The sequence below is a fragment of the Streptomyces sp. Ag109_O5-1 genome (genome assembly GCF_003814875.1).
Taxonomy (GTDB): domain Bacteria; phylum Actinomycetota; class Actinomycetes; order Streptomycetales; family Streptomycetaceae; genus Streptomyces; species Streptomyces sasae.
The window spans coordinates 5,691,318-5,714,057 of record NZ_RKQF01000001.1 but is presented as its reverse complement, the minus strand read 5'-3'; the positions used below and the strand labels follow the sequence as shown (position 1 = coordinate 5,714,057).

General features: G+C 70.5%; 23 protein-coding genes. 11 read left to right on the top strand and 12 right to left on the bottom strand.

Translation table 11 applies throughout. The features are described 5' to 3' along the window. Nucleotides 1-2: 2 nt before the first annotated feature. The gene (locus EDD90_RS25695; protein WP_123975403.1) at nucleotides 3-1,565 is read right to left on the bottom strand and encodes an ABC transporter permease; all 1,563 of its coding nucleotides are present in this window, start codon (nucleotides 1,563-1,565) and stop codon (nucleotides 3-5) included. After that, the gene (locus EDD90_RS25690) at nucleotides 1,562-2,467 is read right to left on the bottom strand and encodes an ABC transporter ATP-binding protein (RefSeq protein WP_123975402.1); all 906 of its coding nucleotides are present in this window, start codon (nucleotides 2,465-2,467) and stop codon (nucleotides 1,562-1,564) included. The genes EDD90_RS25695 and EDD90_RS25690 overlap by 4 nt, the downstream gene beginning before the upstream one ends. A 74-nt stretch (nucleotides 2,468-2,541) precedes the next feature. Here EDD90_RS25690 and EDD90_RS25685 point away from each other — a divergent pair, with 74 nt between their 5' ends. Next, nucleotides 2,542-3,036, top strand: a complete 495-nt coding sequence (locus tag EDD90_RS25685) for a GbsR/MarR family transcriptional regulator (protein WP_123975401.1) — start codon at nucleotides 2,542-2,544, stop codon at nucleotides 3,034-3,036. A gap of 34 nt (nucleotides 3,037-3,070) precedes the next feature. Here the strand turns inward: EDD90_RS25685 and EDD90_RS25680 are convergent, their stop codons facing one another. From EDD90_RS25680 to EDD90_RS25670, 3 genes are all read right to left on the bottom strand, one after another. Next, nucleotides 3,071-5,575 (bottom strand): NACHT domain-containing NTPase, encoded by a 2,505-nt coding sequence (locus EDD90_RS25680; protein WP_123975400.1) that lies wholly within the window; start codon nucleotides 5,573-5,575, stop codon nucleotides 3,071-3,073. Beyond that, nucleotides 5,568-6,695, bottom strand: coding sequence for a DUF6801 domain-containing protein (locus EDD90_RS55615; protein ID WP_185149218.1), 1,128 nt, complete (start codon nucleotides 6,693-6,695; stop codon nucleotides 5,568-5,570). The genes EDD90_RS25680 and EDD90_RS55615 overlap by 8 nt, the downstream gene beginning before the upstream one ends. A 111-nt stretch (nucleotides 6,696-6,806) precedes the next feature. Continuing rightward, nucleotides 6,807-8,318, bottom strand: a complete 1,512-nt coding sequence (locus EDD90_RS25670; protein WP_123975399.1) for an APC family permease — start codon at nucleotides 8,316-8,318, stop codon at nucleotides 6,807-6,809. 150 nt (nucleotides 8,319-8,468) lie between these two features. Between EDD90_RS25670 and EDD90_RS25665 the strand changes: the two genes are divergently transcribed. Genes EDD90_RS25665 through EDD90_RS25655 form a run of 3 tightly spaced genes read left to right on the top strand, consistent with a single transcriptional unit; the run spans nucleotide 8,469 to nucleotide 11,259 of the window. Then, nucleotides 8,469-9,860 (top strand): ethanolamine ammonia-lyase subunit EutB, encoded by a 1,392-nt coding sequence (locus EDD90_RS25665; RefSeq protein ID WP_123975398.1) that lies wholly within the window; start codon nucleotides 8,469-8,471, stop codon nucleotides 9,858-9,860. After that, entirely contained in the window at nucleotides 9,857-10,615 is a 759-nt protein-coding gene (eutC, locus tag EDD90_RS25660) for an ethanolamine ammonia-lyase subunit EutC (protein WP_123975397.1), read from the top strand. Before EDD90_RS25665 ends, eutC begins: the two co-directional genes overlap by 4 nt. A gap of 35 nt (nucleotides 10,616-10,650) precedes the next feature. Then, on the top strand, nucleotides 10,651-11,259 hold the full coding sequence (locus tag EDD90_RS25655; protein WP_185149217.1) for a Uma2 family endonuclease: 609 nt from the start codon (nucleotides 10,651-10,653) through the stop codon (nucleotides 11,257-11,259). On the opposite strand, the gene EDD90_RS25650 is transcribed toward EDD90_RS25655, so the two are convergent. Continuing rightward, on the bottom strand, nucleotides 11,237-12,076 hold the full coding sequence (locus tag EDD90_RS25650) for a diacylglycerol kinase family protein (protein ID WP_123975395.1): 840 nt from the start codon (nucleotides 12,074-12,076) through the stop codon (nucleotides 11,237-11,239). The two genes, EDD90_RS25655 and EDD90_RS25650, sit on opposite strands and share 23 nt — an antisense overlap. 197 nt (nucleotides 12,077-12,273) lie before the next feature. Between EDD90_RS25650 and EDD90_RS25645 the strand changes: the two genes are divergently transcribed. Then, complete coding sequence (locus EDD90_RS25645) at nucleotides 12,274-13,557, top strand: adenylosuccinate synthase (protein ID WP_123975394.1); 1,284 nt, start codon at nucleotides 12,274-12,276, stop codon at nucleotides 13,555-13,557. Nucleotides 13,558-13,718: 161 nt separating this feature from the next. Further along, entirely contained in the window at nucleotides 13,719-15,536 is a 1,818-nt protein-coding gene (locus EDD90_RS25640) for a bifunctional UDP-sugar hydrolase/5'-nucleotidase (RefSeq protein WP_123975393.1), read from the top strand. Nucleotides 15,537-15,547: 11 nt separating this feature from the next. Here EDD90_RS25640 and EDD90_RS25635 read toward each other — a convergent pair whose 3' ends face one another. The 3 genes from EDD90_RS25635 to EDD90_RS25625 all read right to left on the bottom strand — a co-directional run bounded on the left by EDD90_RS25635 (nucleotide 15,548) and on the right by EDD90_RS25625 (nucleotide 18,120). Further along, nucleotides 15,548-15,859 carry an SCO4225 family membrane protein gene (locus EDD90_RS25635; RefSeq protein ID WP_123975392.1) on the bottom strand — a complete coding sequence of 104 codons (312 nt, stop codon included), beginning with the start codon at nucleotides 15,857-15,859 and terminating at the stop codon, nucleotides 15,548-15,550. 144 nt (nucleotides 15,860-16,003) lie between these two features. Next, complete coding sequence (locus EDD90_RS25630; RefSeq protein ID WP_123975391.1) at nucleotides 16,004-17,206, bottom strand: FAD-binding oxidoreductase; 1,203 nt, start codon at nucleotides 17,204-17,206, stop codon at nucleotides 16,004-16,006. 56 nt (nucleotides 17,207-17,262) lie between these two features. Further along, nucleotides 17,263-18,120: a LysR family transcriptional regulator gene (locus EDD90_RS25625; RefSeq protein WP_123981621.1), complete on the bottom strand. Its 858-nt coding sequence runs from the start codon at nucleotides 18,118-18,120 to the stop codon at nucleotides 17,263-17,265. Nucleotides 18,121-18,224: 104 nt separating this feature from the next. On the opposite strand from EDD90_RS25625, the gene EDD90_RS25620 reads away from it, so the two are divergent. Together EDD90_RS25620 and EDD90_RS25615 are read left to right on the top strand one after the other, a co-directional pair. Next, nucleotides 18,225-18,950: an SDR family oxidoreductase gene (locus EDD90_RS25620; protein WP_123975390.1), complete on the top strand. Its 726-nt coding sequence runs from the start codon at nucleotides 18,225-18,227 to the stop codon at nucleotides 18,948-18,950. 86 nt (nucleotides 18,951-19,036) lie between these two features. Beyond that, the gene (locus tag EDD90_RS25615; RefSeq protein WP_123975389.1) at nucleotides 19,037-19,429 is read left to right on the top strand and encodes a hypothetical protein; all 393 of its coding nucleotides are present in this window, start codon (nucleotides 19,037-19,039) and stop codon (nucleotides 19,427-19,429) included. Nucleotides 19,430-19,494: 65 nt separating this feature from the next. Here EDD90_RS25615 and EDD90_RS25610 read toward each other — a convergent pair whose 3' ends face one another. The 3 genes from EDD90_RS25610 to EDD90_RS25600 form a co-directional block, all read right to left on the bottom strand. Further along, the gene (locus tag EDD90_RS25610) at nucleotides 19,495-19,794 is read right to left on the bottom strand and encodes a hypothetical protein (protein ID WP_123975388.1); all 300 of its coding nucleotides are present in this window, start codon (nucleotides 19,792-19,794) and stop codon (nucleotides 19,495-19,497) included. Nucleotides 19,795-19,859: 65 nt separating this feature from the next. After that, on the bottom strand, nucleotides 19,860-20,099 hold the full coding sequence (locus tag EDD90_RS25605) for a DUF397 domain-containing protein (RefSeq protein ID WP_123975387.1): 240 nt from the start codon (nucleotides 20,097-20,099) through the stop codon (nucleotides 19,860-19,862). Continuing rightward, complete coding sequence (locus EDD90_RS25600) at nucleotides 20,096-20,938, bottom strand: helix-turn-helix transcriptional regulator (protein ID WP_123975386.1); 843 nt, start codon at nucleotides 20,936-20,938, stop codon at nucleotides 20,096-20,098. The genes EDD90_RS25605 and EDD90_RS25600 overlap by 4 nt, the downstream gene beginning before the upstream one ends. A 124-nt stretch (nucleotides 20,939-21,062) precedes the next feature. Between EDD90_RS25600 and EDD90_RS25595 the strand changes: the two genes are divergently transcribed. From EDD90_RS25595 to EDD90_RS25585, 3 genes are all read left to right on the top strand, one after another. Next, nucleotides 21,063-21,470: a hypothetical protein gene (locus tag EDD90_RS25595; RefSeq protein WP_123975385.1), complete on the top strand. Its 408-nt coding sequence runs from the start codon at nucleotides 21,063-21,065 to the stop codon at nucleotides 21,468-21,470. A 560-nt stretch (nucleotides 21,471-22,030) separates the two neighbouring features. Next, nucleotides 22,031-22,297: a ribbon-helix-helix protein, CopG family gene (locus tag EDD90_RS25590; RefSeq protein ID WP_150133819.1), complete on the top strand. Its 267-nt coding sequence runs from the start codon at nucleotides 22,031-22,033 to the stop codon at nucleotides 22,295-22,297. Beyond that, nucleotides 22,294-22,740: a hypothetical protein gene (locus EDD90_RS25585; RefSeq protein ID WP_123975383.1), complete on the top strand. Its 447-nt coding sequence runs from the start codon at nucleotides 22,294-22,296 to the stop codon at nucleotides 22,738-22,740. Before EDD90_RS25590 ends, EDD90_RS25585 begins: the two co-directional genes overlap by 4 nt.

Here is a 22,740-nt window from a genome sequence, read left to right as displayed (position 1 = left end):
GGTCACGTCACATCCCGCCGCCGCAACCCCGCCAGCCCCGACGCCGTCAGCACCGCCGCCAGCGCCAGCAGCGTCAGCACCGGCGTCCACGCCATCTCCCCGCCCGGCAGCTTCGGCAGATGGCCGAACGGGGACAGGTCGAGGACGAGCTGCGGGGCGTTCAGGGCCGGACCCACCCAGCCGATCAGAAGCACCGCCACCGCGACACCCCAGGCCGCCGGGGCCAGGCGGGGCGCGAGGCCGTACAACACCACCGCCAACCCGCCGATCACCCACACCGCCGGAAGCTGGACCAGGCAGGCGGCCAGGATCGGGCCCGCCTGCCTGCCGTAGCCGACCGCGAAGCCCGCCGCGGCCAGCAGCATGATCAGGGCCGAGCCGCCGAAGGCGATCGTCAGATGGCCGGCCGCCCAGCGCAGCCGGCCCACCGGGCCGGCGAGGAGGGGTTCGGCGCGGCCCGAGGTCTCCTCGCCGTGCAGACGGAGGACCGACGCCACGACATACAGCGCGGCGACCAGGCCCAGCATGCCGACCATCGAGGCGAGGAACGCGTCGGTGAGCCCGCCCCGGCCGCCCATCCGCTCGAAGATCTCGCGGGCGTTCTCGTTGTCGCCGACCAGGTCGGCCGCGCCCTCCGTCAGGCCGCCGTAGACCACACCGGCCAGGAAGAAACCGAGCGACCAGCCGAGCACACCGCCCCGCTGCAGCCGCCAGGCGAGAGCGGCGGCGGAGCCGAGGCGGCCGGCGGCCGGGCCGGGACGGGCCGGGAAGAAGCTCATGCCCAGGTCCCGGCGCCCGGCCAGGACGTAGGCCACCGCGGCCTGCGCCGACACCGCCGCCGTGAACAGCAGCAGCACCCACCAGCGTTCGGCGGCGAAGGGACGCAGGTTCTCCAGCCAGCCCAGCGGGGAGAGCCAGGTCCACACCGACGAGCCGTCGCTCTTCGCGGAGTCGCCCGCCGCCCGGAGTACGAAGGCCGCGCCCAGCACCGCCGACGTCAGCCCCCGCGCCAGCCGCGCGCTCTCCGTCAGCTGTGCCACGATCGCCGCCATCGTCGCGAAGACCATGCCGACGGCGCCGACGCCGACACCGAGGGCCAGTGCGCCGGCCGCTCCCTGGTTCGCGAGGCCCGCCGTGATCAGCAGCGCGAGGACGCCGTTGGCGACCCCCGCCGCCAGCAGGGCCGCGGTCAGCGACGCCCGGCGGCCCACCGCGCCGGACGCCAGCAGCTCCGCTCGGCCGGCCTCCTCGTCGCGGGTGTGCCGTACGACGACGAGCAGGCCGGTCACGGCCGCGAGGAGACCGGCGTACACCCCCACCCGCCAGGCGGTGAGACCGCCGAGCGAGGTGTCGTGGATCGGGCCGATCAGGGCACGGAAGGAGGCGTTCGTCTCCAACTGCCGGACCAGATCGGCGCGTTCGGCCTCGGTGCCGTAGAGGCTCTGCAGGGTGTTCGGCATGGAGAGGACCATCAGCGCGTTCACCGCGATCCAGACCGGGGTCGTCACGCGGTCGCGGCGGAGCGCGAAACGCAGCAGGGTGCCGGTGCCCGTGAGGGTGGTCATCGCGCCGCCACCTGCTCGGTCTCGTCCTGGTAGTGGCGCAGGAAGAGCTCCTCCAGGGTCGGAGGTGTGGAGGTCAGGGAACGCACCCCCGTCTCGCTCAACGAGCGGAGCACCGCCGTGAGGTGGTCGCTGTCGACCTGGAGGCGGACGCGGTGGCCCTGGACGTCGAGGTCGTGGACGCCGGGCAGGTGCGCCAACCCGTTGGGCGGACCGGCGAGTTCGGCGGTCACGCTGGTGCGGGTGAGGTGGCGCAGGTCGGCGAGCGAACCGCTCTCGACGGTACGGCCGCCCCGGATGATGCTGACGCGGTCGCAGAGCTCCTCGACCTCGCTCAGGATGTGGGAGGAGAGCAGGACGGTACGGCCGCGGTCGCGCTCCTCCTCCACACAGCGCTGGAAGACCTCCTCCATGAGGGGGTCGAGGCCCGAGGTCGGTTCGTCGAGGATCAGCAGGTCCACGTCGGAGGCGAACGCGGCGACCAGGGCGACCTTCTGCCGGTTGCCCTTCGAATACGTACGGCCCTTTTTCGTCGGGTCGAGCTCGAAGCGGTCGATGAGATCGGTCCGGCGGCGGGCGTCCAGCCCCCCGCGCAGCCGGCCGTACAGGTCGATGACCTCGCCGCCCGAGAGGTTGCGCCAGAGGGTCACGTCCCCGGGGACGTAGGCGATCCTGCGGTGCACCTCCACGGCGTCCGTCCAGGGGTCGCGGCCCAGGATCTGCGCGGCGCCCGAGTCGGCGCGCAGCAGACCGAGCAGGACCCGGATGGTGGTGGACTTGCCGGCTCCGTTGGGGCCGAGGAAGCCGTGCACCTCGCCGGCCTCGACGGTCAGGTCGAGACCGTCCAGGGCGTGGGTGCGGCCGAAGGACTTGTGGAGCCCGGCGACCGTGATTGCCTTCGTCATGGTTCAGAACGTACGCTTCTTTCAGAAACTTGTGAAGTTAAGGAAGTGTGGAAACCGTCGCTAGGCTGGTGACCATGACTACGGATGCGGTGGGGCGGGACCACGAGGCGGTCTCCCAGTTCGTGGAGAGCTTCGCGGCGCAGCTCGTCGAGGCCGGGATGCAGCGCATGCCGGCACGTATCTTCGCGGCCCTGCTCTCCTCCGACTCGGGCACCCTGACCTCGGCGGAACTGGGGGAGCAGCTCCAGGTCAGCCCGGCGGCGGTGTCCGGCGGGGTGCGCTATCTGGCGCAGCAGCACATGGTGGCGCGGGAGCGCGAGCCGGGGTCGCGGCGGGAGCGGTACCGGGTGCACAGCAACCAGTGGTACGAGGCGCTCACCAACAGGGAGGCCGTGATCAAGCGGTGGGAGCACGCCCTGCGCGAGGGCGTGAACAGCCTCGGCCCGCAGACCCCGGCGGGGCGGCGGATGGCCGAGACGCTGGCGTTCTTCGAGTTCGTGGACGGGGAGATCGCACAGATGATGGAGCGGTGGCGGGTGCGCCGGGAGGAACTCTTCGGCGCGGACTGACCCTCGTCGTTCCTAGCTGGACATTCCTCCCTCGTCATTCCTCCTCGTACGTCCGCGCCAGGTGTTCCTTGAGCCGGGCATGGCGGAACTGGTACACAGCGCCCGAGTGGCGCAGGACGCCTCTGCGGTGGGCGTCCTTGAGGAAGGCGTCCACCCCCCACGGCAGCCGGCCGGTCAGCGGCAGCCAGACGCGGGACAGGACCATCCAGTGACCCCAGGCGGTCAGTGCGAGCCCGTAGGCGAGGCCGAGTCCGAGCCCGAGAACGAGCGTGAAGTACGCCCAGTCGGGGATGTGACCGACCCTCCCGGAGAACGGCCAGCCCACCACCGCGAAGACCAGCGTGTTCGCGAGCGACTGCTGGAGTACCGCCGTGCGGCTGGTCCGCAGGAGGCTGGCGGGGTCGTTCACGGAGCCGGCGGGGATCGGGGTGGCGAGCGCCGCCGTCAGGGCGTACGGAAGCCCGATCACGGACCCGTAGCTGAGGGCGCTGACGACCGCGGACGCCAGCACGGTCCCCAGTCCGGTCCCGCCTCCCGTCGCCAGGTCGGTCACCAGCGGGCCCACGATCGAGAACACCAGCCCGGCCGAGAACCCGGCCGCGTATCCGATCGCCAGCCGCGGTCCGACCCGTCGCCGGAAGTGACCGATCACGCCCTTGAGCCGCAGGCGTTTCTCCGCCCGCCTGCCCGCGCCGCCGCCGCCGTAGGCGAGCCCGAGGGCCAGCCCGGACCCCAGTCCGCCCGCGAGCCCGTAGCGCAGCCCGGACAGCAGAGCCGGCACGAGCGCCGTTCCCGTCAGGGCGTCGGCCACGAGCCCGGTCGCGAACCAGGTGACGAACCCGAACCCGAATCCGCCGGTGAGCCCGACCACCAGCCGGCGGCCTAACGTCCTGCGGGTCGGCCTTGTTCCGCCGAGGATCCGCACGCTGACGCCGGACGGTCTACGAGCCCTGCCCCCGTCCGTGAGCGCGTACACCAGCCCGAACCCGGTGCCCGTCAGCACCCCGAGGAAGGCTCCGTTCAGGGGCACGGCTGCGATCCAGTACGGGGGTTTGGGCACCACGAACGGCATCAGAGACCAGAGCACGAGCATGTCGAGGAATGCGAAGGCGAGTCCGGTCACCGATCCAACCACGACCATGCGCACCGGACGGCTCACCGTTCTGCCGCCCAGTTCCCACCACTTGAGGTCGGACGAGTCGCCGAGGTGGTGAGCGAGGTAGCCGTACCACTCCTGGACACGTTCGCGGTGTTCGGCGGGCCGGTCCCGGTAGACGGCGTGCAGAAAACCGCCCAGCAGGTCGTCCTCGATCGCCTCGCGGGTGTCGAAACGCTCCTCGTCCAGCAGTTTCGCCGGTCCGCGTGCCGCCTTGCCGGCCCCGCTCGTGCCCCGCTCGCCGTGGACGATCGCGGCCAGGTCGACCATCAGGGGCGTGGACAGCGCCCGCCCCAGCGGGCCGTCGGGGTTGCCCTCCATCTCGGCCTGCACCCGGTCCCAGTCGGGCCTGGCGTGCCGGGAACTGCGCAACCGCAGATACTCCACCGCGTCGTCCGGGGACAGCTCGGCCAGTTCGACCACGGCGGCGCGATGCAGCCCCCTGCTGTCCGCCACGGCCGTCCGGTACTCCTCGCGGCGGCTGGTCAGGACGTACGGCAGCGAGCTCTCGGAGAGCAACTCCCGGGCTCTGGCGCGCAGGGGCCCGGGAATCTCGTCGAATCCGTCCAGGACGGGCAGGATCAGCCGCCAGTTCACCAGCTCCTCGGCCAGTGTCGTCCGGCCGTCGGCGGTGACCTCGGCCAGCCACGGCTGGTCGCGTCTCAACTGGCGGCTCAGCCAGTCCTCCAGCGAGTCCTCGGCCAGGTTCCAGGAACCGAGGCCGAAGATCTCCGCGACGGGTTTGCCGGGGCGCCGGTGCTCCAGCCGCCGCAGCACGAACCGCACGCCCAGCACGCTCTTTCCCGAACCGCCCGGGCCCAGCACCACGAGACGGCGGTACGGCAGACGTCGGTGGACCTCGGCGATCTCGTCCAGACGCCCGCTGAGGTCGTCCTCCGCCTGATCCCCCCAGATGCGTTCCGGGTGGTCCAGTTCCAGCTGATCCGCGTGCACGGAATGCCAGCGCACGGGCAGCGGGTCGGCGTCCTGGATCCCGCGCTGCTTCCCCTCGGCCTGCCAGCGGCCGTGGAGCGCGCCGGCCAACTTGTCGGCCACCCTGGCCAGATCGTCGGGCACCAGGACGAACTCGTCGATCTCCCAGGTCAACCGGTCGATCGCCTGAGTGAACTCGGTCACCGCCGCGGTCAGTTCGCGGGTCCGTCCGGTCAGCGCGTGTGCCCTGACGACCAGCCCGTTTGCCAGCCCGACCAGTCCACGGGTCGTTGCGACGAGTTCGTCCAGTGGCCCCTTCGGGGGAAGGCTGAGCTTCAGCTCGTGGACGACTCCGGCGACCACCATCGTTCCGTCGCCGTGCTGTTCGACGTGCATGCCGGGGGGCGCCTGCCTGCCGTCCGTGGGCCGCTTCTCCCCGTCCTCAGCCATCCTCGCCCCGGCGCCGTCTGAACCACATCGCGCTCCCGAACGCGACTCCGGCCACGGCCAGCACCCCGAGCGCCGCCCGCAGCGAGACCGGTAAGACGGTCCGGTCCCGGGCGGAGGTGCGGAGGTCGGAGGTGGCCTCGGGGACGCCCACCGTCGGGGCGCCGCGGGGTACGGCCGGCTTCGACTCCTTCGGCGTACCGCTCGCCGTGACCGAGCCGCTCGGGTCGGGACTGCGGGAGGAACCCCCGCTCGATCCGGATCCGGCGTCCCCGGCCGCTGTACCCGCCCCGGAGCCGGAACCGGAACCCGCCCCGGAGCCGGAACCCGCCCCGGAGCCGGAACCGGAACCCGCCCCGGAGCCCGAACCCGACCCAGAACCAGCCCCAGAGCCAGAACCAGATCCGGCACCAGCCCCCGATCCCGATCCCGATCCCGTCCCGGTCGGCGTCGGCTGTTGCGAAGCCTCCTGCCTGATCCGCAGCGTCGTCACCGTGCCGCTCTGCCCGGCGGCCACCGCGCAGGACCCGTTCACCGTACCGAACGGGGTCGGGCTGCCGTCCGCCATCCGTGCGGTGAGGTGCAGGGTCACGTCGCCGACGGAGACCTTCGCCGTGCCCGCCCGGGCGAAGCGCAGCGGCGGCATGGCCCCGTCCGCCTTCAGCGTCAGCGGGCCGGACGACGGGAGCTGGGTCACCGGGATGTCCAGTGACAGGGTCCTGTCGATGTCCCCGTCGGGCGCGGACACGACGGTGGCCGCCTCGGCCGAGCCCTGGATGCTGGTCGCCCCGATGGCGCGGAGCCACTGCGGGATCTGGGGGTCGACCGCGGTCGTGGCCTCGATCGGCACGCGCGGGGTGGGACGGCCGACGGTGTAGGTGTCCGAGGCGTTCCACACGATCGACGCGGTCATCGGTGCCCCGCCGATGTTCGTGAACGTACAGGCGAACCGGACCGTCGCGGAAGCCGCGCCCGCGCTCCCGGCACCCGCCACGATGACGCCGCCGACACCGCCGAAGGTGGCGGCAAGCGCGACGACGAGTGCGGCCGCCCGGTGCCGGCCGGCGGTCCTGCGTAAGCCAACTGCGGGGCTGGTAAGACCCGTTGGCGGTTCATCCGACATGGGCGCACCTTAAGGACGCGCGCCGGAGGCGGCCGGAGATACGGAGGAAGATTCACCGCACTTCCATGACCGGCCGCCCCTGGCGTCCCAGGCGCCCCTGCTGTCGCAGCCCTACCGTTCCTTGGTCTCCTCCAGTACGGTCCGTCCCAGCAGCGCGTACCGCTCCGGCGAGCGGCGCTTGAGGTACTGCGCGTAGCCGATGCCCGTCGCCGCGACCAGGGCCACCAGCCAGGGGGTCGCCTTCAGCAGCAGTGACCCGGACTCCGCGCCCGCCGCGACGCCCATGTTGGACACCAGCAGGACGACGACGGCGAGCATCGCGACACCGCCGATCAGCGGGGCGGCGAAGGTCCTGAACCAGTGCCGGCTCTCGGGGTGGTTCTTGCGGAAGTAGGCGAGGACCGCGAAGGAGCAGACCGCCTGCACGACCAGGATCGCCATCGTGCCGAGGATGGCGAGCAGGACGTAGAGGGCGTTGTACGGGTCCTTGCCCGCGATCCAGAACGCGGCGATCAGGACGGCGGAGACGACGGTCTGCACCAGGCCCGCGATGTGCGGGGAGCCGTGCTCGGCGTGCGTACGGCCGATCGTGTTCTGGAGCTTCGGGAGGACACCCTCGCGGCCCAGCGCGTACATGTAGCGGGCGGCGCAGTTGTGGAAGGCCATGCCGCAGGCCAGTGAACCGGTGATCATCAGCCACTGCATGACGACGACCGCCCAGTGGCCGACGTAGTGCTCGGTCGGGTTGAAGAAGAGGGCGAGCGGGTTCGCGGAGGAGGCCGCCTTCACGGCCTCCGTCTCGCCGTTGCCGATGATGGCCATCCAGGAGACGAAGACGTAGAAGACGCCGACGCCGAGGACCGAGATCATCGTCGCCTTGGGGATGATCTTCTTCGGGTCGCGGGACTCCTCGCCGTACATCGCCGTCGACTCGAAGCCGACCCAGGACCAGAAGGCGAAGAAGAGTCCGAGACCGGCGGATGTGCCCTTGAAGGCGTTGACCGGGTTGACCGGCCCGAAGGTGAAGCCGTGCGGGCCGCCGCCGTGCAGGGCGACCGAGACGGCCATCGCCGCGAGGACGGTGACCTCGGTGCCGAGGAGTACGACGAGGAGCTTCTCGGCGACCGAGACCCCGAACCAGGTGCCGGTCGCGTTGATGGCGAGCATCAGGATCGCGAAGGCCCACCACGGGGTGTCGAGGCCGGTCTGGTCCTTGAGCGTGGTGTTGGCGAAGACCGAGAAGATGCCGATCAGGGCCGGCTCGAAGACGACGTACGCGAAGGTCGCGAGGAGCCCGGAGGCGAGGCCGACGGTGCGGCCGAGGCCGTAGGAGATGAAGCCGTAGAAGGCGCCGGTCGAGGTGATGTGCTTGGCCATCGAGGTGAAGCCGACCGAAAAGATTGCCAGGACGACCATTGCGACCAGATAGCTGGCCGGGGCGCCGATGCCGTTGCCCGACGAGACCATGAAGGGCACGTTGCCCGTCATCGCGGTGATCGGCGCGGCCGTCGCGACGGCCATGAAGACCACGCCCAGCAGGCCGATGGCGTTGGGCTTGAGCCGGTGAACGGCGTTGTCCTCGCTGGTGTTCGCCGCTGGGGCGACTCCCTCGTCCACTGCCATCGGGATGGCCCCTCTCCTGGTGATCCGGTGCGGTACTGGACGGGAACTCTGTAGTCCGAATGAGTCGGCCAAGGGTCTCGGTGCGTTAAATGTTTGTCAACCAGACCTTTAGAAATCTGGCGGCAACACGCCCCTCGTACGGTCGCCGCCATGAGCACGTACACCGCCACCCTCGGCGGCCACCGCTACCGGTTCGGCTCGCTCGCCCGGCTGCTGGCCGCCGCGAGCCCGGAACGTTCCGGCGACCGGCTGGCCGGTCTCGCCGCCGCGTCCGCCCAGGAGCGGGTCGCGGCCCGCTGGGCGCTGGCCGAGGTGCCGCTCACCCGGTTCCTGGCCGAGCAGGTGATCCCGTACGAGGACGACGACGTGACCCGGCTGATCGTGGACACCCACGACCCCGTCGCGTTCGCGCCGGTCGCCGGGCTGACGGTCGGCGAGTTCCGCGAGTGGCTGCTCTCGGAGGCGGCGGACGCGACCGCGCTCGCCGCCCTCGCGCCCGGGCTCACCCCCGAGATGGCGGCGGCGGTGTCCAAGCTGATGGGCAACGCCGACCTGGTGGCCGTCGCCCGCAAGGTCCGGGTCGTCACCGCCTTCCGCTCCACCATCGGCCTCCCGGGCCGGCTCGCCACCCGCCTCCAGCCCAACCACCCCACCGACGACCCGGCCGGTGTCGCCGCCGCCCTCCTCGACGGCCTCCTCCTCGGCTCCGGCGACGCGGTGATCGGCATCAACCCGGCGACCGACAGTCCCCGCGCCGTCCGCGACCTGCTGGACCTCCTGGACGGCGTGATCAGCCGCTACGCCATCCCCACCCAGTCCTGCGTGCTGTGCCATGTCACGACGAGCCTGGACCTGATGGAGCGCGGTGCCCCGGTCGACCTGGTCTTCCAGTCGATCGCCGGCACCCAGGCCGCGAACGCCTCCTTCGGCGTGACGCTCGCCCTGCTCGACGAGGCGTACGAGGCGGCCCGGGCGCTCGGCCGGGGGACGGTCGGCGACAACGTCATGTACTTCGAGACCGGCCAGGGCAGCGCCCTGTCGGCCGACGCGCACCACGGCGTCGACCAGCAGACCGTGGAGGCACGCGCCTACGCGGTCGCCCGCCGCTACGACCCGCTCCTCGTCAACACCGTCGTCGGCTTCATCGGCCCGGAGTACCTCTACGACGGCCGCCAGATCCTCCGCGCCGCCCTGGAGGACCACTTCTGCGGCAAGCTCCTCGGCCTGCCCATGGGCCTGGACATCTGCTACACCAACCACGCCGACGCGGACGACGACGACATCGCCACCATGCTCACGATGCTCGGCGTGGCCGGCGCCTCCTTCGTGATCTGCACCCCGGGCGGCGACGACATCATGCTCAACTACCAGTCCGCCTCGTACCACGACGCGCTCTACCTGCGCGAGGTGCTCGGCCTGCGCCCGGCTCCGGAGTTCGAGGCCTGGCTCGCCGGCATCGGCCTGCTGGACGAACGCGGGGGCCTCCGCGACACCGGCACGGGCCACCCGCTGACCGCCATCGGAAGGGAACTGGCCGCATGACCGAGACGGCTGTCAGGAACGACGAACTGTGGCCGCTGCTCCGCCGCCACACCCAGGCCAGGATCGGCCTCGGCCGCGCCGGCTCCGCCCTCCCCACCCGCCACCGCCTGGGCCTCCAGGCCGCGCACGCGGCGGCCCGGGACGCGGTGCACTCGCCGTTCGCCCCGGACACCGTGACGGCCGGGCTGCAGGGCATGCCGACGGTACGGGTCCGCAGCGCGGCCGGTGACCGGCCGACGTACCTCCAGCGCCCCGACCTGGGCCGCCGCCTCGACCCCGTGGACCGCGCGCACCTCCCGGCCGGCGACTGGGACGTGGTGTTCGTCGTCGCCGACGGGCTCTCCAGCCGGGCGGTCCACGAGCACGCGGCGGCGCTGGTCCGGGCGACGACGGCGCGGCTGCCGGGCTGGCGGATCGCCCCGGTGGTACTGGCCGAACAGGCCCGGGTGGCCCTCGGCGACGACATCGCCCACGCGATGGGTACGGCGCTGGTGGTCGTCCTGATCGGCGAACGCCCCGGCATGTCGGCGGCGGACTCCCTGGGCGCGTATCTGACGTACCGGCCGGTGCCGGGGGTGACGACGGACGCGGACCGGAACTGTCTGTCCAACATCCGGCCGCCGTTGGGGCTGACGTACGAGGTGGCGGCGGGGAAGCTGGCGGGGTTGATGGGGAGGGGGCGGGAGTTGGGGCGGACGGGGGTGGAGCTGAAGGACGAAAGCGATCACGCAGATGTGCTCGACCGGCTACGCTGAGTGGTGCCTGGTCTGCATCACGGGGAGGGCGCATCATGACGTTGATGACTGAGCGACCGACGATAAGCGGCACCGAGCCCCACAGTTTCGAGGATCTGCTGAACACCCTCGACGAGTTGGATGTGCCCGGCTACAGGGCCGAGATCATCAGGGGGAGCATCGTCTTGTCGCCGTGGTCGAAGTCCTACTACGAGGACGTCATGGAGCTGGTCTGTGATCAGTTGCGGTCCCATCTCCCCGAAGACCACCGCATCAGCATTGGCCCGTTTCTCTACGTCTTCCCAGGGGACGAACGCGCATACGGACCGGATATCCACGTAACGCCCCGACGAATCTCTCGGACGACCAGTAACCGCCGAGACGGCGAGGCCCTGCTTCTGGCGTGTGAGCTGACCTCCAGCTCCACCCGGGACGATGACCTGACGGACAAGGTCACGGTCTACGGAAGGGCGGGAGTTCCGGTTTACCTGCTTCTCGACATGCAGGAGGAGCTGGCCACCGTGTTCTGGAACCCCTCGGCGAAGGGGTACGAGTCACGAGACACGAGGCCGTTCGGAGAAAAGCTCTCTATCCCGGCCCCCTTCGACTGCCCCCTCGACACCACCGGCTTCCACGCCCCGCCTACGAACCCCCCGGCACCGTAAGCCCCCAAGCCCCCTCCACCACCCGCCACGTCCGCCGCCGTACCGGCCCCGCCACCCCACCGTCGGCCCGGTAGCGGAAATCGGCCCCCAGCACCGTCACCGTCCGTCCGGCGGCCCGTACCGGGGTCGCCTCCGCGCCGACCGACAGGGGGCGCACCTCCACCTCGGCGAGGCCGCCAAGCCCGCCCGGGGTCACGGACACCCCCTCCACCGGCTGGTCCAGGTCCACCACCGTCTCCCCGTCGACCTCGACGCGCAGCCGCGCGGGCCCGGGGCGGGGCACGGTCGGGGCCGGGCGGGTGGAGAGGGTGCGGACGAGGTGCTGGTACGGCCGGAGCCAGCCGCGTGCCGCCACCGACTCCTCGACCGACGCCGCGGCCGCCACCGGCGGGATCCGCAGCGCGCCCAGCACCACCCCGTCGCTGTCGTCGACCAGCAGGTCCAGGCGCCGTTCCACGCCGTCCAGGACGGTCCGGGCCGCCGCCACCGCACCCGTGGGCACCCCCAGGGCGTGCGCGACGCTCAGGGCGCCGCCCACCGGGACCACCGACAGCGCACATCCGGCCAGCTCCCGCTGCCGGTGCAGAAAGGTCACGGCGCGGACCAGCGCCCCGTCGTCGCCGACGACCACCGGTCGGCGCGAGCCCCTGCGGGCCAGTGCGCGGGTGAATTCCTCGGGGCTGTCCGGCATGCATACCTTCGCCGTCGCACCCGCGCTGAGCACGTCTTTCGCGATCCGGACGGATTCACCGTCCGTCTGCCGTGCCGCCGGATCGATGATCACCAGCAGCTGATCGGACGTCGCGAATGTCGCCACCTCGGTCGTGCCTCGCTTCCTCGGGTAGCATCACTGTGCAAGAGCCCCTTGCGCTATTGCGCCAGGGGCTTCGTCTATTCCGGGGCATCCGGTCCGACGGTTGTGCGACCAAAGACGGTCGCGGTGGTACGCGGCGACGAACCTTACGCGTACGCCCCTGACCTTGGACATGCCCCGCCCGGAAGGGGTGTACGCGCGTGCCCGCACTTGTGCTGCTCGGTGCTCAGTGGGGTGACGAAGGCAAGGGAAAGGCGACGGACCTGCTAGGCGGCTCCGTCGACTACGTGGTGCGTTACCAGGGCGGCAACAACGCCGGCCACACGGTCGTCGTGGGCGACCAGAAGTATGCGCTCCACCTCCTCCCTTCCGGAATCCTCTCGCCCACATGTGTCCCGGTCATCGGCAACGGCGTCGTCGTCGACCCGTCGGTCCTGCTCTCCGAGCTGAGCGGTCTGAACGAGCGTGGCGTCGACACGTCCAAGCTCATGATCAGCGGTAACGCGCACATCATCACGCCGTACCACGTGACCGTCGACAAGGTGACGGAACGCTTCCTCGGGAAGCGGAAGATCGGTACGACGGGGCGCGGTATCGGCCCGACCTACGCGGACAAGATCAACCGCGTGGGTATCCGGGTCCAGGACCTCTACGACGAGTCGATCCTGACCCAGAAGGTCGAGGCGGCCCTCGACGTCAAGAACCAGCTCCTCACCAAGCTGTACAACCGGCGCGCGATCGCCGTGGACCAGGTCGTCGAGGAACTGCTGGGCTACGCGGAGAAGCTCGCTCCGTACGTCGCCGACACGGTCCTCGTCCTCAACCAGGCCCTGGAGGACGACAAGGTCGTGCTCTTCGAGGGCGGCCAGGGCACGCTCCTCGACATCGACCACGGCACGTACCCCTTCGTGACCTCGTCGAACCCGACCGCCGGCGGCGCCTGCACCGGCTCCGGTGTCGGCCCGACGAAGATCAGCCGGGTCATCGGCATCCTCAAGGCGTACACGACCCGGGTCGGCGCGGGCCCGTTCCCGACCGAGCTCTTCGACGCGGACGGCGACGCGCTGCGCCGCATCGGCGGCGAGCGGGGTGTCACCACCGGCCGTGACCGCCGCTGCGGCTGGTTCGACGCGGTCATCGCCCGCTACGCGACCCGCGTGAACGGCCTGACCGACTTCTTTCTCACCAAGCTCGACGTCCTCACCGGCTGGGAGCAGATCCCGGTCTGTGTCGCGTACGAGATCGACGGCAAGCGGGTCGAGGAGCTCCCCTACTCCCAGACCGACTTCCACCACGCGAAGCCGGTCTACGAGACCCTGCCCGGCTGGTCCGAGGACATCACCAAGGCCAAGTCCTTCGCGGACCTCCCCAAGAACGCCCAGAACTACGTCAAGGCGCTGGAGGAGATGTCCGGCGCCCCGATCTCCGCGATCGGCGTGGGGCCGGGCCGGGACGAGACGATCGAAATCAACTCGTTCCTGTAGAGCATGAGTTCACAGCTCGTTTTGGGCCGGTCTTGGGAATCCTTGACCGGCCCTTGGGCTGACGGAGGTATCGCCGGTAACGGGTGAAGGCCAGCATCTACGCGGGTAGTCCGCCGCTGCGCCCGCCACATCCGTCGTCCATGCCCTTCCAGGAGCACTGAATGCCCGTCAATCCCATGAACCGCCGTGAGTTCGTGCAGAAGTCGGCCGTGACCGGAGCGGCGGTCGCCGTCGCCGGCACGCTCGGCACCGGCACCGCCGAGGCCGCCCCGGCGAAGCCCGAGTGCAAGCCCCGCACCTGGTCGTTCTCCATCCTGGGCACCACTGACCTGCACAGCCACGTCTTCGACTGGGACTACTACACCAACGCTGCCTACAAGGACAGCAAGGGCAACACGTACGGCATCGCGCGCATCGCCACCCTCGTCAAGCAGCTGCGCGAGCAGAAGGGCGAGGACCGGGTGCTACTCGTCGACGCCGGCGACATCATCCAGGGCACGTCCCTCGCGTACTACTACGCCAACGTTGACCCCATCACGGGCAAGGACGGCAAGCGGGGCCCCAAGCACCCCATGGCGGTCGCCATGAACGAGATGCGGTACGACGCCGCCGCCCTCGGCAACCACGAGTTCAACTACGGCGTGGACGTGCTGCGCGCCTTCGAGCGGCAGTGTCACTTCCCGCTGCTCGGCGCCAACGCCCTGGACGCGAAGACGCTCAAGCCCGCCTTCCCGCCCTACACGGTCAAGCGCATCAAGGTGCCCGGCGCGCCCGACATCAAGGTTGGCATCCTCGGCCTGACCAACCCGGGCATCGCCCTGTGGGACAAGGACAACGTCAGCGGCAAGATGGTCTTCCCCGGCCTGGTCGAGCAGGCGAAGAAGTACGTGCCCAGACTGCGCGCGCTCGGCTGTGACGTCGTCTTCCTCACCGACCACTCGGGCCTGGACGGCTCGACGTCGTGGGGTGACGAACTCCCCTACGTGGAGAACGCGTCGAACCTGGTCGCCGAACAGGTTCCCGGTATCGACGCGATCCTCGTCGGCCACACGCACGTCGACGTCCCCACGTACACGGTGAAGAACGAGGAGACCGGCGAGGACGTCCTCCTGTCCGAGCCGTACTGCTACGGCTACCGCCTGTCCGTCTTCGACTTCGAGCTCGAACTCGTCCACGGCTGCTGGAAGATCACCAGCAAGACGGCTACCACGCTCAACAGCAACACGGTCGCCGAGGACGACAAGATCACCGAACTCCTCACCGCCGACCACGAGTTGGTCGTGAAGTACGTCAACACGGCGATCGGCACGAGCACGGTGGACATGTCGACGGCGGAGGCCTGCTGGAAGGACGTACCCGCCATCGACTTCATCCACGAGGTCCAGATGGAGACGGTGAAGGCGGGCCTGTCGGCGGCGGACGCGGCTCTCCCGCTGATCTCGGTGGCGGCCTGCTTCAGCCGTACCGCCGACATCCCGAAGGGCGACGTGACCATCCGCGACGTCGCCGGCCTCTACATCTACGAGAACACGCTGTACGGCAAGAAGCTCACCGGCGCCCAGCTCAAGGACTACCTGGAGTACGCGGCGAAGTACTACCACCAGGTGCCGTCCGGCACGGCGGTGGACACCGCCACCCTCACCAACGCCAACAGCTTCTGGGACTACATGTACGACACCGCGGCCGGTGTCTCGTACGAGATCGACATCGCCGCGGCCGAGGGTTCGCGCATCAAGAACCTCACCTACAACGGCGCGGCGATCCCCGACGACCAGGTCTTCGTCGTCGCCGTCAACAACTACCGCGCCAACGGCGGCAGCGGCTACCCGCACATCGCCGCCGCGGAGGCCGCCTACAGCTCCACCAACCAGGTCCGCGACCTGATGATCGCCTACGCCACGGCCAAGGGCACCATCGACCCGTCGACGTTCGCGGCCACCAACTGGAAGCTGACGCAGGACGGTACGCCCGTGTTCTGACACCGGTGCCGTCAGGCGTTGCTTGGGCCCGTGTGGTGGCCGAAACGGCCGCTGACCTTGCGGTACAGCACACCGAGCACCGCCGCCTGGACCACCGCGCCTACCACCACCCCGGCCCACGCCAGCGGGCCGGGGAGCATCACGAAGAGCAGGGAGGTCGGGGCGGTGACCAGGAAGGCCCACACCCCGGCCAGGCTCGCGTCGGCGTGCTCGACGAACAGGGTGTCCACGCCGACCCAGACCACGACGGCCGCCACGAGAGCGAGATAGCCGAGGGCGACAGGGGTGCGCAGCGCCGAGAGGAGAGCGCGGATGCTGTTCATGGGTGCCTGCCTTCTGGGGTCTGGGATTTCCGGGGTTGCGGGGTTCTGGAACTCACCCCTGTGTGATCCCCACGATGCCGTTCACCCGTCAACGGCTGCCTGAGTAGCGGTACTCACCTCTGCCGCGGCGGGTACCCAGGCCGGTCAGTGCATGTCGTAGATCCCCTGGTAGTGGGCCAGCGAGGTCTCCCGGATCCTGGCGTCGGTCCAGTCGGCGAAGCGGTCGGGGGCGAGGCGCTCCGGGTCGACCAGCGGATCACCCGTCTCCAGGAGCAGGTGCGCGAGCTGCCGGCCGACACCTCCGGCGTGGGTGACCCAGGACGCCTCCGCGAACCACAGACCGGGCGCCGCGGCGGCCCGGCCGACGAAGGGGAGTTCGTCGGGGGTGAGGGCGAACGCGCCGTTGACCCGGCCTTCCAGGGGTGCGTTCCGGAACGCCGGTACGAGCGCGGTCGCTTCCATGAGGCCCGTCCCGAAGTCGCTCTCCCGGAAAGGGGCTTCCGCCGTCGTCAGCGCGGATGTGGGGGTCAGCGGGAGCGGGGCGTGCGCGTAGGTGCCGAGGCCGTAACGGCGGCCGTGGCGACGGGAGTAGACCGCGTGCTCGGGATAGCGCACGATCGGGGTGTCGATGGGGGTGTCGTCCAGACCGTCCACCTCGGCCGTGAACACATACGGATGCTGAACGGCCACCAGAGGCAGGCGGACGCCGGCTTCGGCCGCCAGCACCGGGCCCCAGATCCCCGTGGCCAGTACGACGGCACCGGCCTTGATGAGTTCCTCGCCAGCCCGGGCTCCGAGCACCCGCCCCCGCTCGCTCTCCAGCGCGCGCACGGGCGTGTTCCAGCGGAAGGCCGCCCCGCCCCGTTCCGCCGCGGCCACCAGGGTGTGCGTGAGGGCGACGGGATCGGCGGCGCCGTCGGAGGGGATGTGCAGCCCGCCCAGCGCCCGTTCGGCGTCGACGAGGGCGGGGGCCAGCGCGACTGCTTCCGCCGCGTCGACCACCCGGGCCTCGATACCGAGGGTGCGGCCGTGTTCGACATCGTGGTGCGCCTGCTCCAGCCGGCCGGGGCTGGTGGCGACCTCCAGACAGCCGACCTGCCAGAACACCGGCGGGGTCTGCGGGAGGGCGCGGTAGGTGGCGACGCTGTCCTTGGCGAGGACGGCGAGTTCCGGGGTGGCGCTGAGCTGTCCGACGAGGCCGGGGGCCAGGCCGGTCGAGCCGGGCAGTACCCCACGCTCCCGGGCGTCGACGACGGTCACCCGGTCGTGCCCGAGCCGGGTGAGGTGATAGGCCACGGAGGCCCCCACCACGCCGGCGCCGACCACCAAGACGTCAGCCGCAGTCATGAACGCTGTCTCCCATCGTCCGTCCGTGTCCGTCCGGCTCAGACTATTAGGGATATTCAGGACGTACAGTGACGTACGGCGGCCCGGACCAGGCCGGCGACGGCGCGGGAGCGGCTGTGCGGCGGCCAGGCGATCACGGTCGTGACCGTCGGTGCGTCCGGCACCGGTACGGCGGCGAGTTCCTCGCGCAGTTGGGCCCGGCAGGACTCCGGCGCGATCCAGCAGGCGCGGCCGAGCGCGATCAGCTGGTACAGCTGCGCATGATCCCGGGCCTGCGGACCGGGCCCGTCCGGGTACGTGCCGTCGGGGCCCGGCCAGCGCGGCAACGGCAGGCCGGGCAGCGCGGTGACCTCGGACATCCGTACCTGGTCGCGGGTGGTGAGGGGATGCCCGGCGGGCAGCACCACGACCTGGCTCTCCGTGACCAGTTCCTCGGTGTCGAAGCCTGCCGTGCTGTCGAACGGCAGGTGCAGCAGCGCCACGTCGGCCCGGCCGTCGCGCAGCATGCGTTCCTGCTCGCCGATCCCGCACAGCAGCAGATCGACGGCGACCGCGTCGGGTTCGGCGGCGTAGGCGTCGAGCATCTTCGCCAGCAGTTCGCCGGACGCGCCGGCCTTCGTGGCGAGGACCACGCCCGGGCGGCCGGTCTCGGCGAGTGCGGCGCGGCGGGTGCGGCGCTCGGCGGCCTCCACGGCATCCAGCGCCGCCCGGGCCTCCCGCAGCAGCACCGAACCGGCCCCGGTCAGGGTGACCGCCCGGCTGGTGCGCTCCAGCAGCGTCGTCCCGAGCCGCCGTTCGAGCAGGCTGATCGCCCGCGACAGCGGCGGCTGCGCCATCCCGAGCCGCTGCGCGGCCCTCCCGAAGTGCAGTTCCTCGGCGACGGCCACGAAGTACCGCAACTCCCGCGTCTCCACGCCGTCCATGCTACCGACCCGACCGGGATCGATACCCGTGCGGTATCGATCCCCACCCGATCGGTGTTGGCCGACCCGGCCCTGCCCCGGACAGGATCGGAGACATGAGCGAAAACAAGACCGCGCTGGTGACCGGCGCGAACAAGGGCATCGGATACGAGATCGCGGCGGGCCTGGGCGCCCTCGGCTGGAGCGTCGGCGTCGGAGCCCGGGACGAGGAACGCCGGGAGGCCGCCGTGGCGAAGCTGCGGGCGGACGGCGCCGACGCGTTCGGCGTACCGCTCGACGTCACCGACGACGCGAGCGTGACGGCCGCGGCCCGGCTGATCGAGGACCGCGCCGGACGCCTCGACGTCCTCGTCAACAACGCCGGCGTCACCGGCAGCGCACCGCAGCTGCCCACCACCGTCGACGTCGCGACGGTCCGGACGGCCGTCGAGACCAACGTCATCGGCGTCATCCGCGTCACCAACGCGATGCTGCCGCTGCTGCGCCGGTCGCCGTCGCCGCGCATCGTCAACGTCTCCAGCAGCGTCGGCTCCCTCACCCTGCAGACCACCCCCGGCGCCGAGACGGGCCCGATCGCCGTCGCCTACTCACCGTCGAAGACGTTCCTGAACGCCGTCACCGTCCAGTACGCCAAGGAGCTCCAGGACACCAACATCCTGATCAACGCGGCCTGCCCCGGCTACTGCGCGACCGACCTCAACGGCTTCCGGGGCCACCGCACCCCCGAACAGGGCGCGACCGTCGCGATCCGCCTCGCGACCCTCCCCGACGACGGCCCGACCGGCGGCTTCTTCGACGAGGACGGGGTGGTGCCCTGGTGACGCGCTTTCCCGCCGGCGTCCGTGCTCATCCCGGTTGAGTAGCCGGACTCAGGCGCGGACGCGCGGGCGGGGGTGAGATGGGGAGCATGAGCCTTCCGCCGCCGCCCCCGTACCCGCCGTCGTACGGGCCCGGGTTCCCACCGCCGCGCCCCTCGGCGGGCGCGCCCCTCCGGGTGGTCTTCGCCGTGGTGACCGGCCTGCTGCTCGCCGCCGCGGTCGCGGTCAACGGGTTGTTGTCCTTCGGCATGCTCTTCGCCGGTGACAGTTGTGGCACCTCGGCCGGGACAGCGCGGTTCTGCGACGGCTCCGGCGGGTGGATGCTCGTGGCGATGTTCGGGCCGTGGGTCGCGCTGGCCGCCGCGGTGGTCACGGTCGTGCTCGGGGCGGTGCTGGCCCGGCGGCCGTGGACCGCCCTGGCCGTGGGCGTGCTCGTCTACGCGACCGGACCGGCGCTCGCCCTGTTCACGGTCTTCGGCTAAGCGCTCCGCGGGAGGTGCGACCCTTCAGGGCGCGGCCGAACCGCACCGGACTTCATCGAAGCCGCTCAACGGGCCGCGCTGTCGTCATCGGCCGGGAGGAGCAGCCGGGGACCGAGGTCGGTCACGGCGTCGGCATACCCCAGCGCGGTGGCTGCCGCCATAAGCCGCTCGTACTCGTCCCGCCGCACCGCGAGCCCGAACGCGTCGGCCGTGTGGACGAGGTGGCCGATGGCGATCTCCGCCTCGTCGTTGACCACGAGGTCGCGCACCGAGTCGAGGGCCCGGACGGTCTCGCCCCGGGCCGAGGCGCGTCGCCTGACGGCGTCGACCACCGCCAGGACGGCGGCGTCCACGGAAGGGTCCACGGGCCGCCGATCCTCTCGCGTACGCCAGCCGTGCCAGGGGCTTCCGCCCACCGGGCCACGCACCCTCACCCGGCCGCCGTCAGGAAAGCGGCCCAGGCGGTGGGGGAGAGGGTGAGGTGGGGGCCGTCGGGGGCCGTCTTGGAGTCGCGGATGTGGACGGTGTGGGGGCAGGGGGATATTTCGAGGCAGTTCCCGCCGCCGCTGTCGCTGTAGGAGGACTTGCGCCAGGTGTAGGCGGTCTCGACGCAGTCGCCGCCGCTGGCGTTGCTGTGGCTCGACTTGAACCAACGCAGGGTGCTCGTCATGTCCGCTCTTCTCCTGCCAACTTACGGATGAGGCTCAGTGAGTCGTCCGGGCTCAGTGCCTGAGTCCGGATCTTTGCATAGCGGTGGGCGAGGAGAGCGACCTTCGAGGGATCGCTGACCAGGAGGCTTTCGTCCTGGACTTCGAGGTGGACGACGTCGTAGTGGTCCTTGGTCTTCACCAATTTCATCTCGCCGTGCGCACCCGCATGCCCGCTCCTCAACCCCCGCTCCTGCGGGATCACTTGGACGCTTACATTGTCCCTCTCCGCGTCCTCCGCGAGCGAGCGCAATTGGTCGCGCAGCACCTCCCAGTTCCCGAACGGCCTCCGCAGCACCGACTCCTCCAGGATCAGCTCGATCATGGCCGTCGGCTCCGCCCGGTCGAACAATGTCCGCCGTGCCACCCGCGCCTCTACCAGCTCCTCCACCTTCTCCTCCGGCAGCTTCGGGAAGCCGCCGCCGATCAATGCCCGTGCGTACTCCGGTGTCTGGAACAGACCGTCGACCACGAACGTCTGGTACGACGACAGCGACACCGCCTCCTGCTCCACCAGCGCGAAGTTCTTGAACTGCGGCGGATACTTGTCCAGCAGCACGAACCGGCGTGCCTTCTCGAAGATCCCCAGCCCGCCCCCGATCGCCTCCTCCAGCTTGGCGAGCATCTTGTCGCTGGGGGGCTGCGCCCCCGTCTCCATCGCGCTGATCGCGGACCCGGTATAGCCGATCCTCTTCCCCAACTCCTCCTGTGTCAGCTCCTGTTGCTCGCGAAACGCCTTTGCCAGGGCGGCCAGGAGCTGTGCCGTGCTGCCCGCCTCCGCCTTGTTCTCAGCCCGCGCCATTGCGGTCACCCCCGAACTCAACCGAACTCAACCGGTCACAACCACCGGACCTTGAATTCCCAGAGTCTGTTGCTCTTGACTCTGAGTTATGGCGAAGGTAGCCCCGCCTGCCGACACTGGTCCCATGAACACGCAAAGTGACCAGTTAAACCTCGGCTGGCTACCACCCTCCGGCGTCCAACTCCGCAAGGCCGGCGTCCAGTTCGACGCCGTGCGGGTGGACGACGGCGACTGGGGGCGGCGGCTCGCCGATCGGCTCGCGGAGATGACCGGGGGTGACCCGGGGCCGGTCGTCGAGGTCGCCAGCGGGCGTCGGTGTGTGTATTTCCTCGTCGCGGCCGGGAGTACGGATCACCTGCCCTGGCCTGCGGAGGTGACCAGACTGACCGCCGTCCCGGCGTGCGTGTCGTACATCCCGATCCCCGCGCTGGACGACATGACGTGGCCGCTGTCGTGGCGGTACCGGCCGACCGCTCCCGGCCGTTTCGTGCACACGCGACTGCTGCGGACCGCGCTTCACTCGGCGGAGTGAAATGTGTCAACAAGCAGCCAGGAAAAAGGGATTCCGGCTTGCGTGCGGCGCTTTGCGTGGCCCTAAAGTCACGATCAACAGATTGCCCCCGCGGTGGGCCAACACCCGGGGGCTCGACACCGGGAGCTACCACTCCGATGCGCGTTCATCGTACGGCGCCCCTGCGCGCCTTCGCAGCCCTCGCCAAATCCCTTTCCCGGGACCGACGTCTGTCCTGGGGCGCGGTAGGCGTACTGGCGTACCTCTTGTGCCTTCCCAACGGCTCCTGGATCACGGAGCGCATCATTGCCGAGCGGCGCCGGGAAGGGTGCATGTCGGTCGTCGCCTCCCTGTGTGAGCTGGAGGAACGGCGGTATCTGCGGCGGGTGGTGAGCCGGGACCCGGTGACCCGGCAGTACTCGACGGTCTGCGAGGTATTCGAGAGGCCGTGCGAATCCCGGTCACCGATGGGTGAAATGCAAAAAGTTCGCCTCGCGGCGGCTTAGAAAGCAGAGAAAGGAACGTCGTTGACTGTCACACTTGTGCGCCCCGAGGTAGTATACCACCAGTATACTGTTCTCATGGCTGACACCACGATCAAGGTCGACCCCGCCGTCCGCGACCGCCTCCAGGAGCTCGCCCGGGAACGCGGTATGAGCATGCGGGACTTCGTGGCGGAGCTGGCCGGGGCCACGCCCACCAAGGAGGAGCTGCGCAAGCGGTACGAGGAGACCAGGGCGTACGTCGAGGAGCACTTCCTGGGCCGGCCTTACACCGAAGAGGACGAGAAGGCCGGCGAGCAGCTGTGGGCCGACATCGAGTCGGGTCGGATCGGGGAGGTCCAGTGACCGAGGACGAGCGTTACCCGCTGCCGCGGGCCGTGATCTTCGACGACACGGCGGCACTGGCGCTCGGCGCCGGTGACAGCATGGCCTCGCGGCTGGTCGTCGAGGCCGAGAAGGACCCCTCGCTGCGCGTCTACATCCCGGCGGTGAGCCTCGCCGCCGCCGAGCGGGAGCGGGCCGGTGTCGCCGAGCATGTCGGTGCGCTGCCGTCCGTCAACATCGAAGGGCTCGACTTCGCGGCGGCCACCGCCGTGGGCAAGCGGCTGCGGGCCGCGCAGGGCGCATCGGATCGTGACAAGGACGAGGCCGACTGGAGCGGCGCGCATGTGCTGCGCCTCGCCCTGCCGACCGTCGAGTGGCCGCGCGGCCGTCCGGTGCTGACCAGGACCCCGATGCGGTACCGGGGCACGGGCATCCGGACGATCCGTATCGTCGAGCAGAACTGA

Coding starts and splice junctions, on each gene's coding strand:
- EDD90_RS25695 (WP_123975403.1), bottom strand. CDS start 1,565: ATGACCACCCTCACGGGCACCGGCACCCTGCTGCGTTTCGCGCTCCGC.
- EDD90_RS25690 (WP_123975402.1), bottom strand. CDS start 2,467: ATGACGAAGGCAATCACGGTCGCCGGGCTCCACAAGTCCTTCGGCCGC.
- EDD90_RS25685 (WP_123975401.1), top strand. CDS start 2,542: ATGACTACGGATGCGGTGGGGCGGGACCACGAGGCGGTCTCCCAGTTC.
- EDD90_RS25680 (WP_123975400.1), bottom strand. CDS start 5,575: ATGGCTGAGGACGGGGAGAAGCGGCCCACGGACGGCAGGCAGGCGCCC.
- EDD90_RS55615 (WP_185149218.1), bottom strand. CDS start 6,695: ATGTCGGATGAACCGCCAACGGGTCTTACCAGCCCCGCAGTTGGCTTA.
- EDD90_RS25670 (WP_123975399.1), bottom strand. CDS start 8,318: ATGGCAGTGGACGAGGGAGTCGCCCCAGCGGCGAACACCAGCGAGGAC.
- EDD90_RS25665 (WP_123975398.1), top strand. CDS start 8,469: ATGAGCACGTACACCGCCACCCTCGGCGGCCACCGCTACCGGTTCGGC.
- eutC (WP_123975397.1), top strand. CDS start 9,857: ATGACCGAGACGGCTGTCAGGAACGACGAACTGTGGCCGCTGCTCCGC.
- EDD90_RS25655 (WP_185149217.1), top strand. CDS start 10,651: ATGACGTTGATGACTGAGCGACCGACGATAAGCGGCACCGAGCCCCAC.
- EDD90_RS25640 (WP_123975393.1), top strand. CDS start 13,719: ATGCCCGTCAATCCCATGAACCGCCGTGAGTTCGTGCAGAAGTCGGCC.
- EDD90_RS25635 (WP_123975392.1), bottom strand. CDS start 15,859: ATGAACAGCATCCGCGCTCTCCTCTCGGCGCTGCGCACCCCTGTCGCC.
- EDD90_RS25630 (WP_123975391.1), bottom strand. CDS start 17,206: ATGACTGCGGCTGACGTCTTGGTGGTCGGCGCCGGCGTGGTGGGGGCC.
- EDD90_RS25620 (WP_123975390.1), top strand. CDS start 18,225: ATGAGCGAAAACAAGACCGCGCTGGTGACCGGCGCGAACAAGGGCATC.
- EDD90_RS25615 (WP_123975389.1), top strand. CDS start 19,037: ATGAGCCTTCCGCCGCCGCCCCCGTACCCGCCGTCGTACGGGCCCGGG.
- EDD90_RS25605 (WP_123975387.1), bottom strand. CDS start 20,099: ATGACGAGCACCCTGCGTTGGTTCAAGTCGAGCCACAGCAACGCCAGC.
- EDD90_RS25600 (WP_123975386.1), bottom strand. CDS start 20,938: ATGGCGCGGGCTGAGAACAAGGCGGAGGCGGGCAGCACGGCACAGCTC.
- EDD90_RS25595 (WP_123975385.1), top strand. CDS start 21,063: ATGAACACGCAAAGTGACCAGTTAAACCTCGGCTGGCTACCACCCTCC.
- EDD90_RS25590 (WP_150133819.1), top strand. CDS start 22,031: ATGGCTGACACCACGATCAAGGTCGACCCCGCCGTCCGCGACCGCCTC.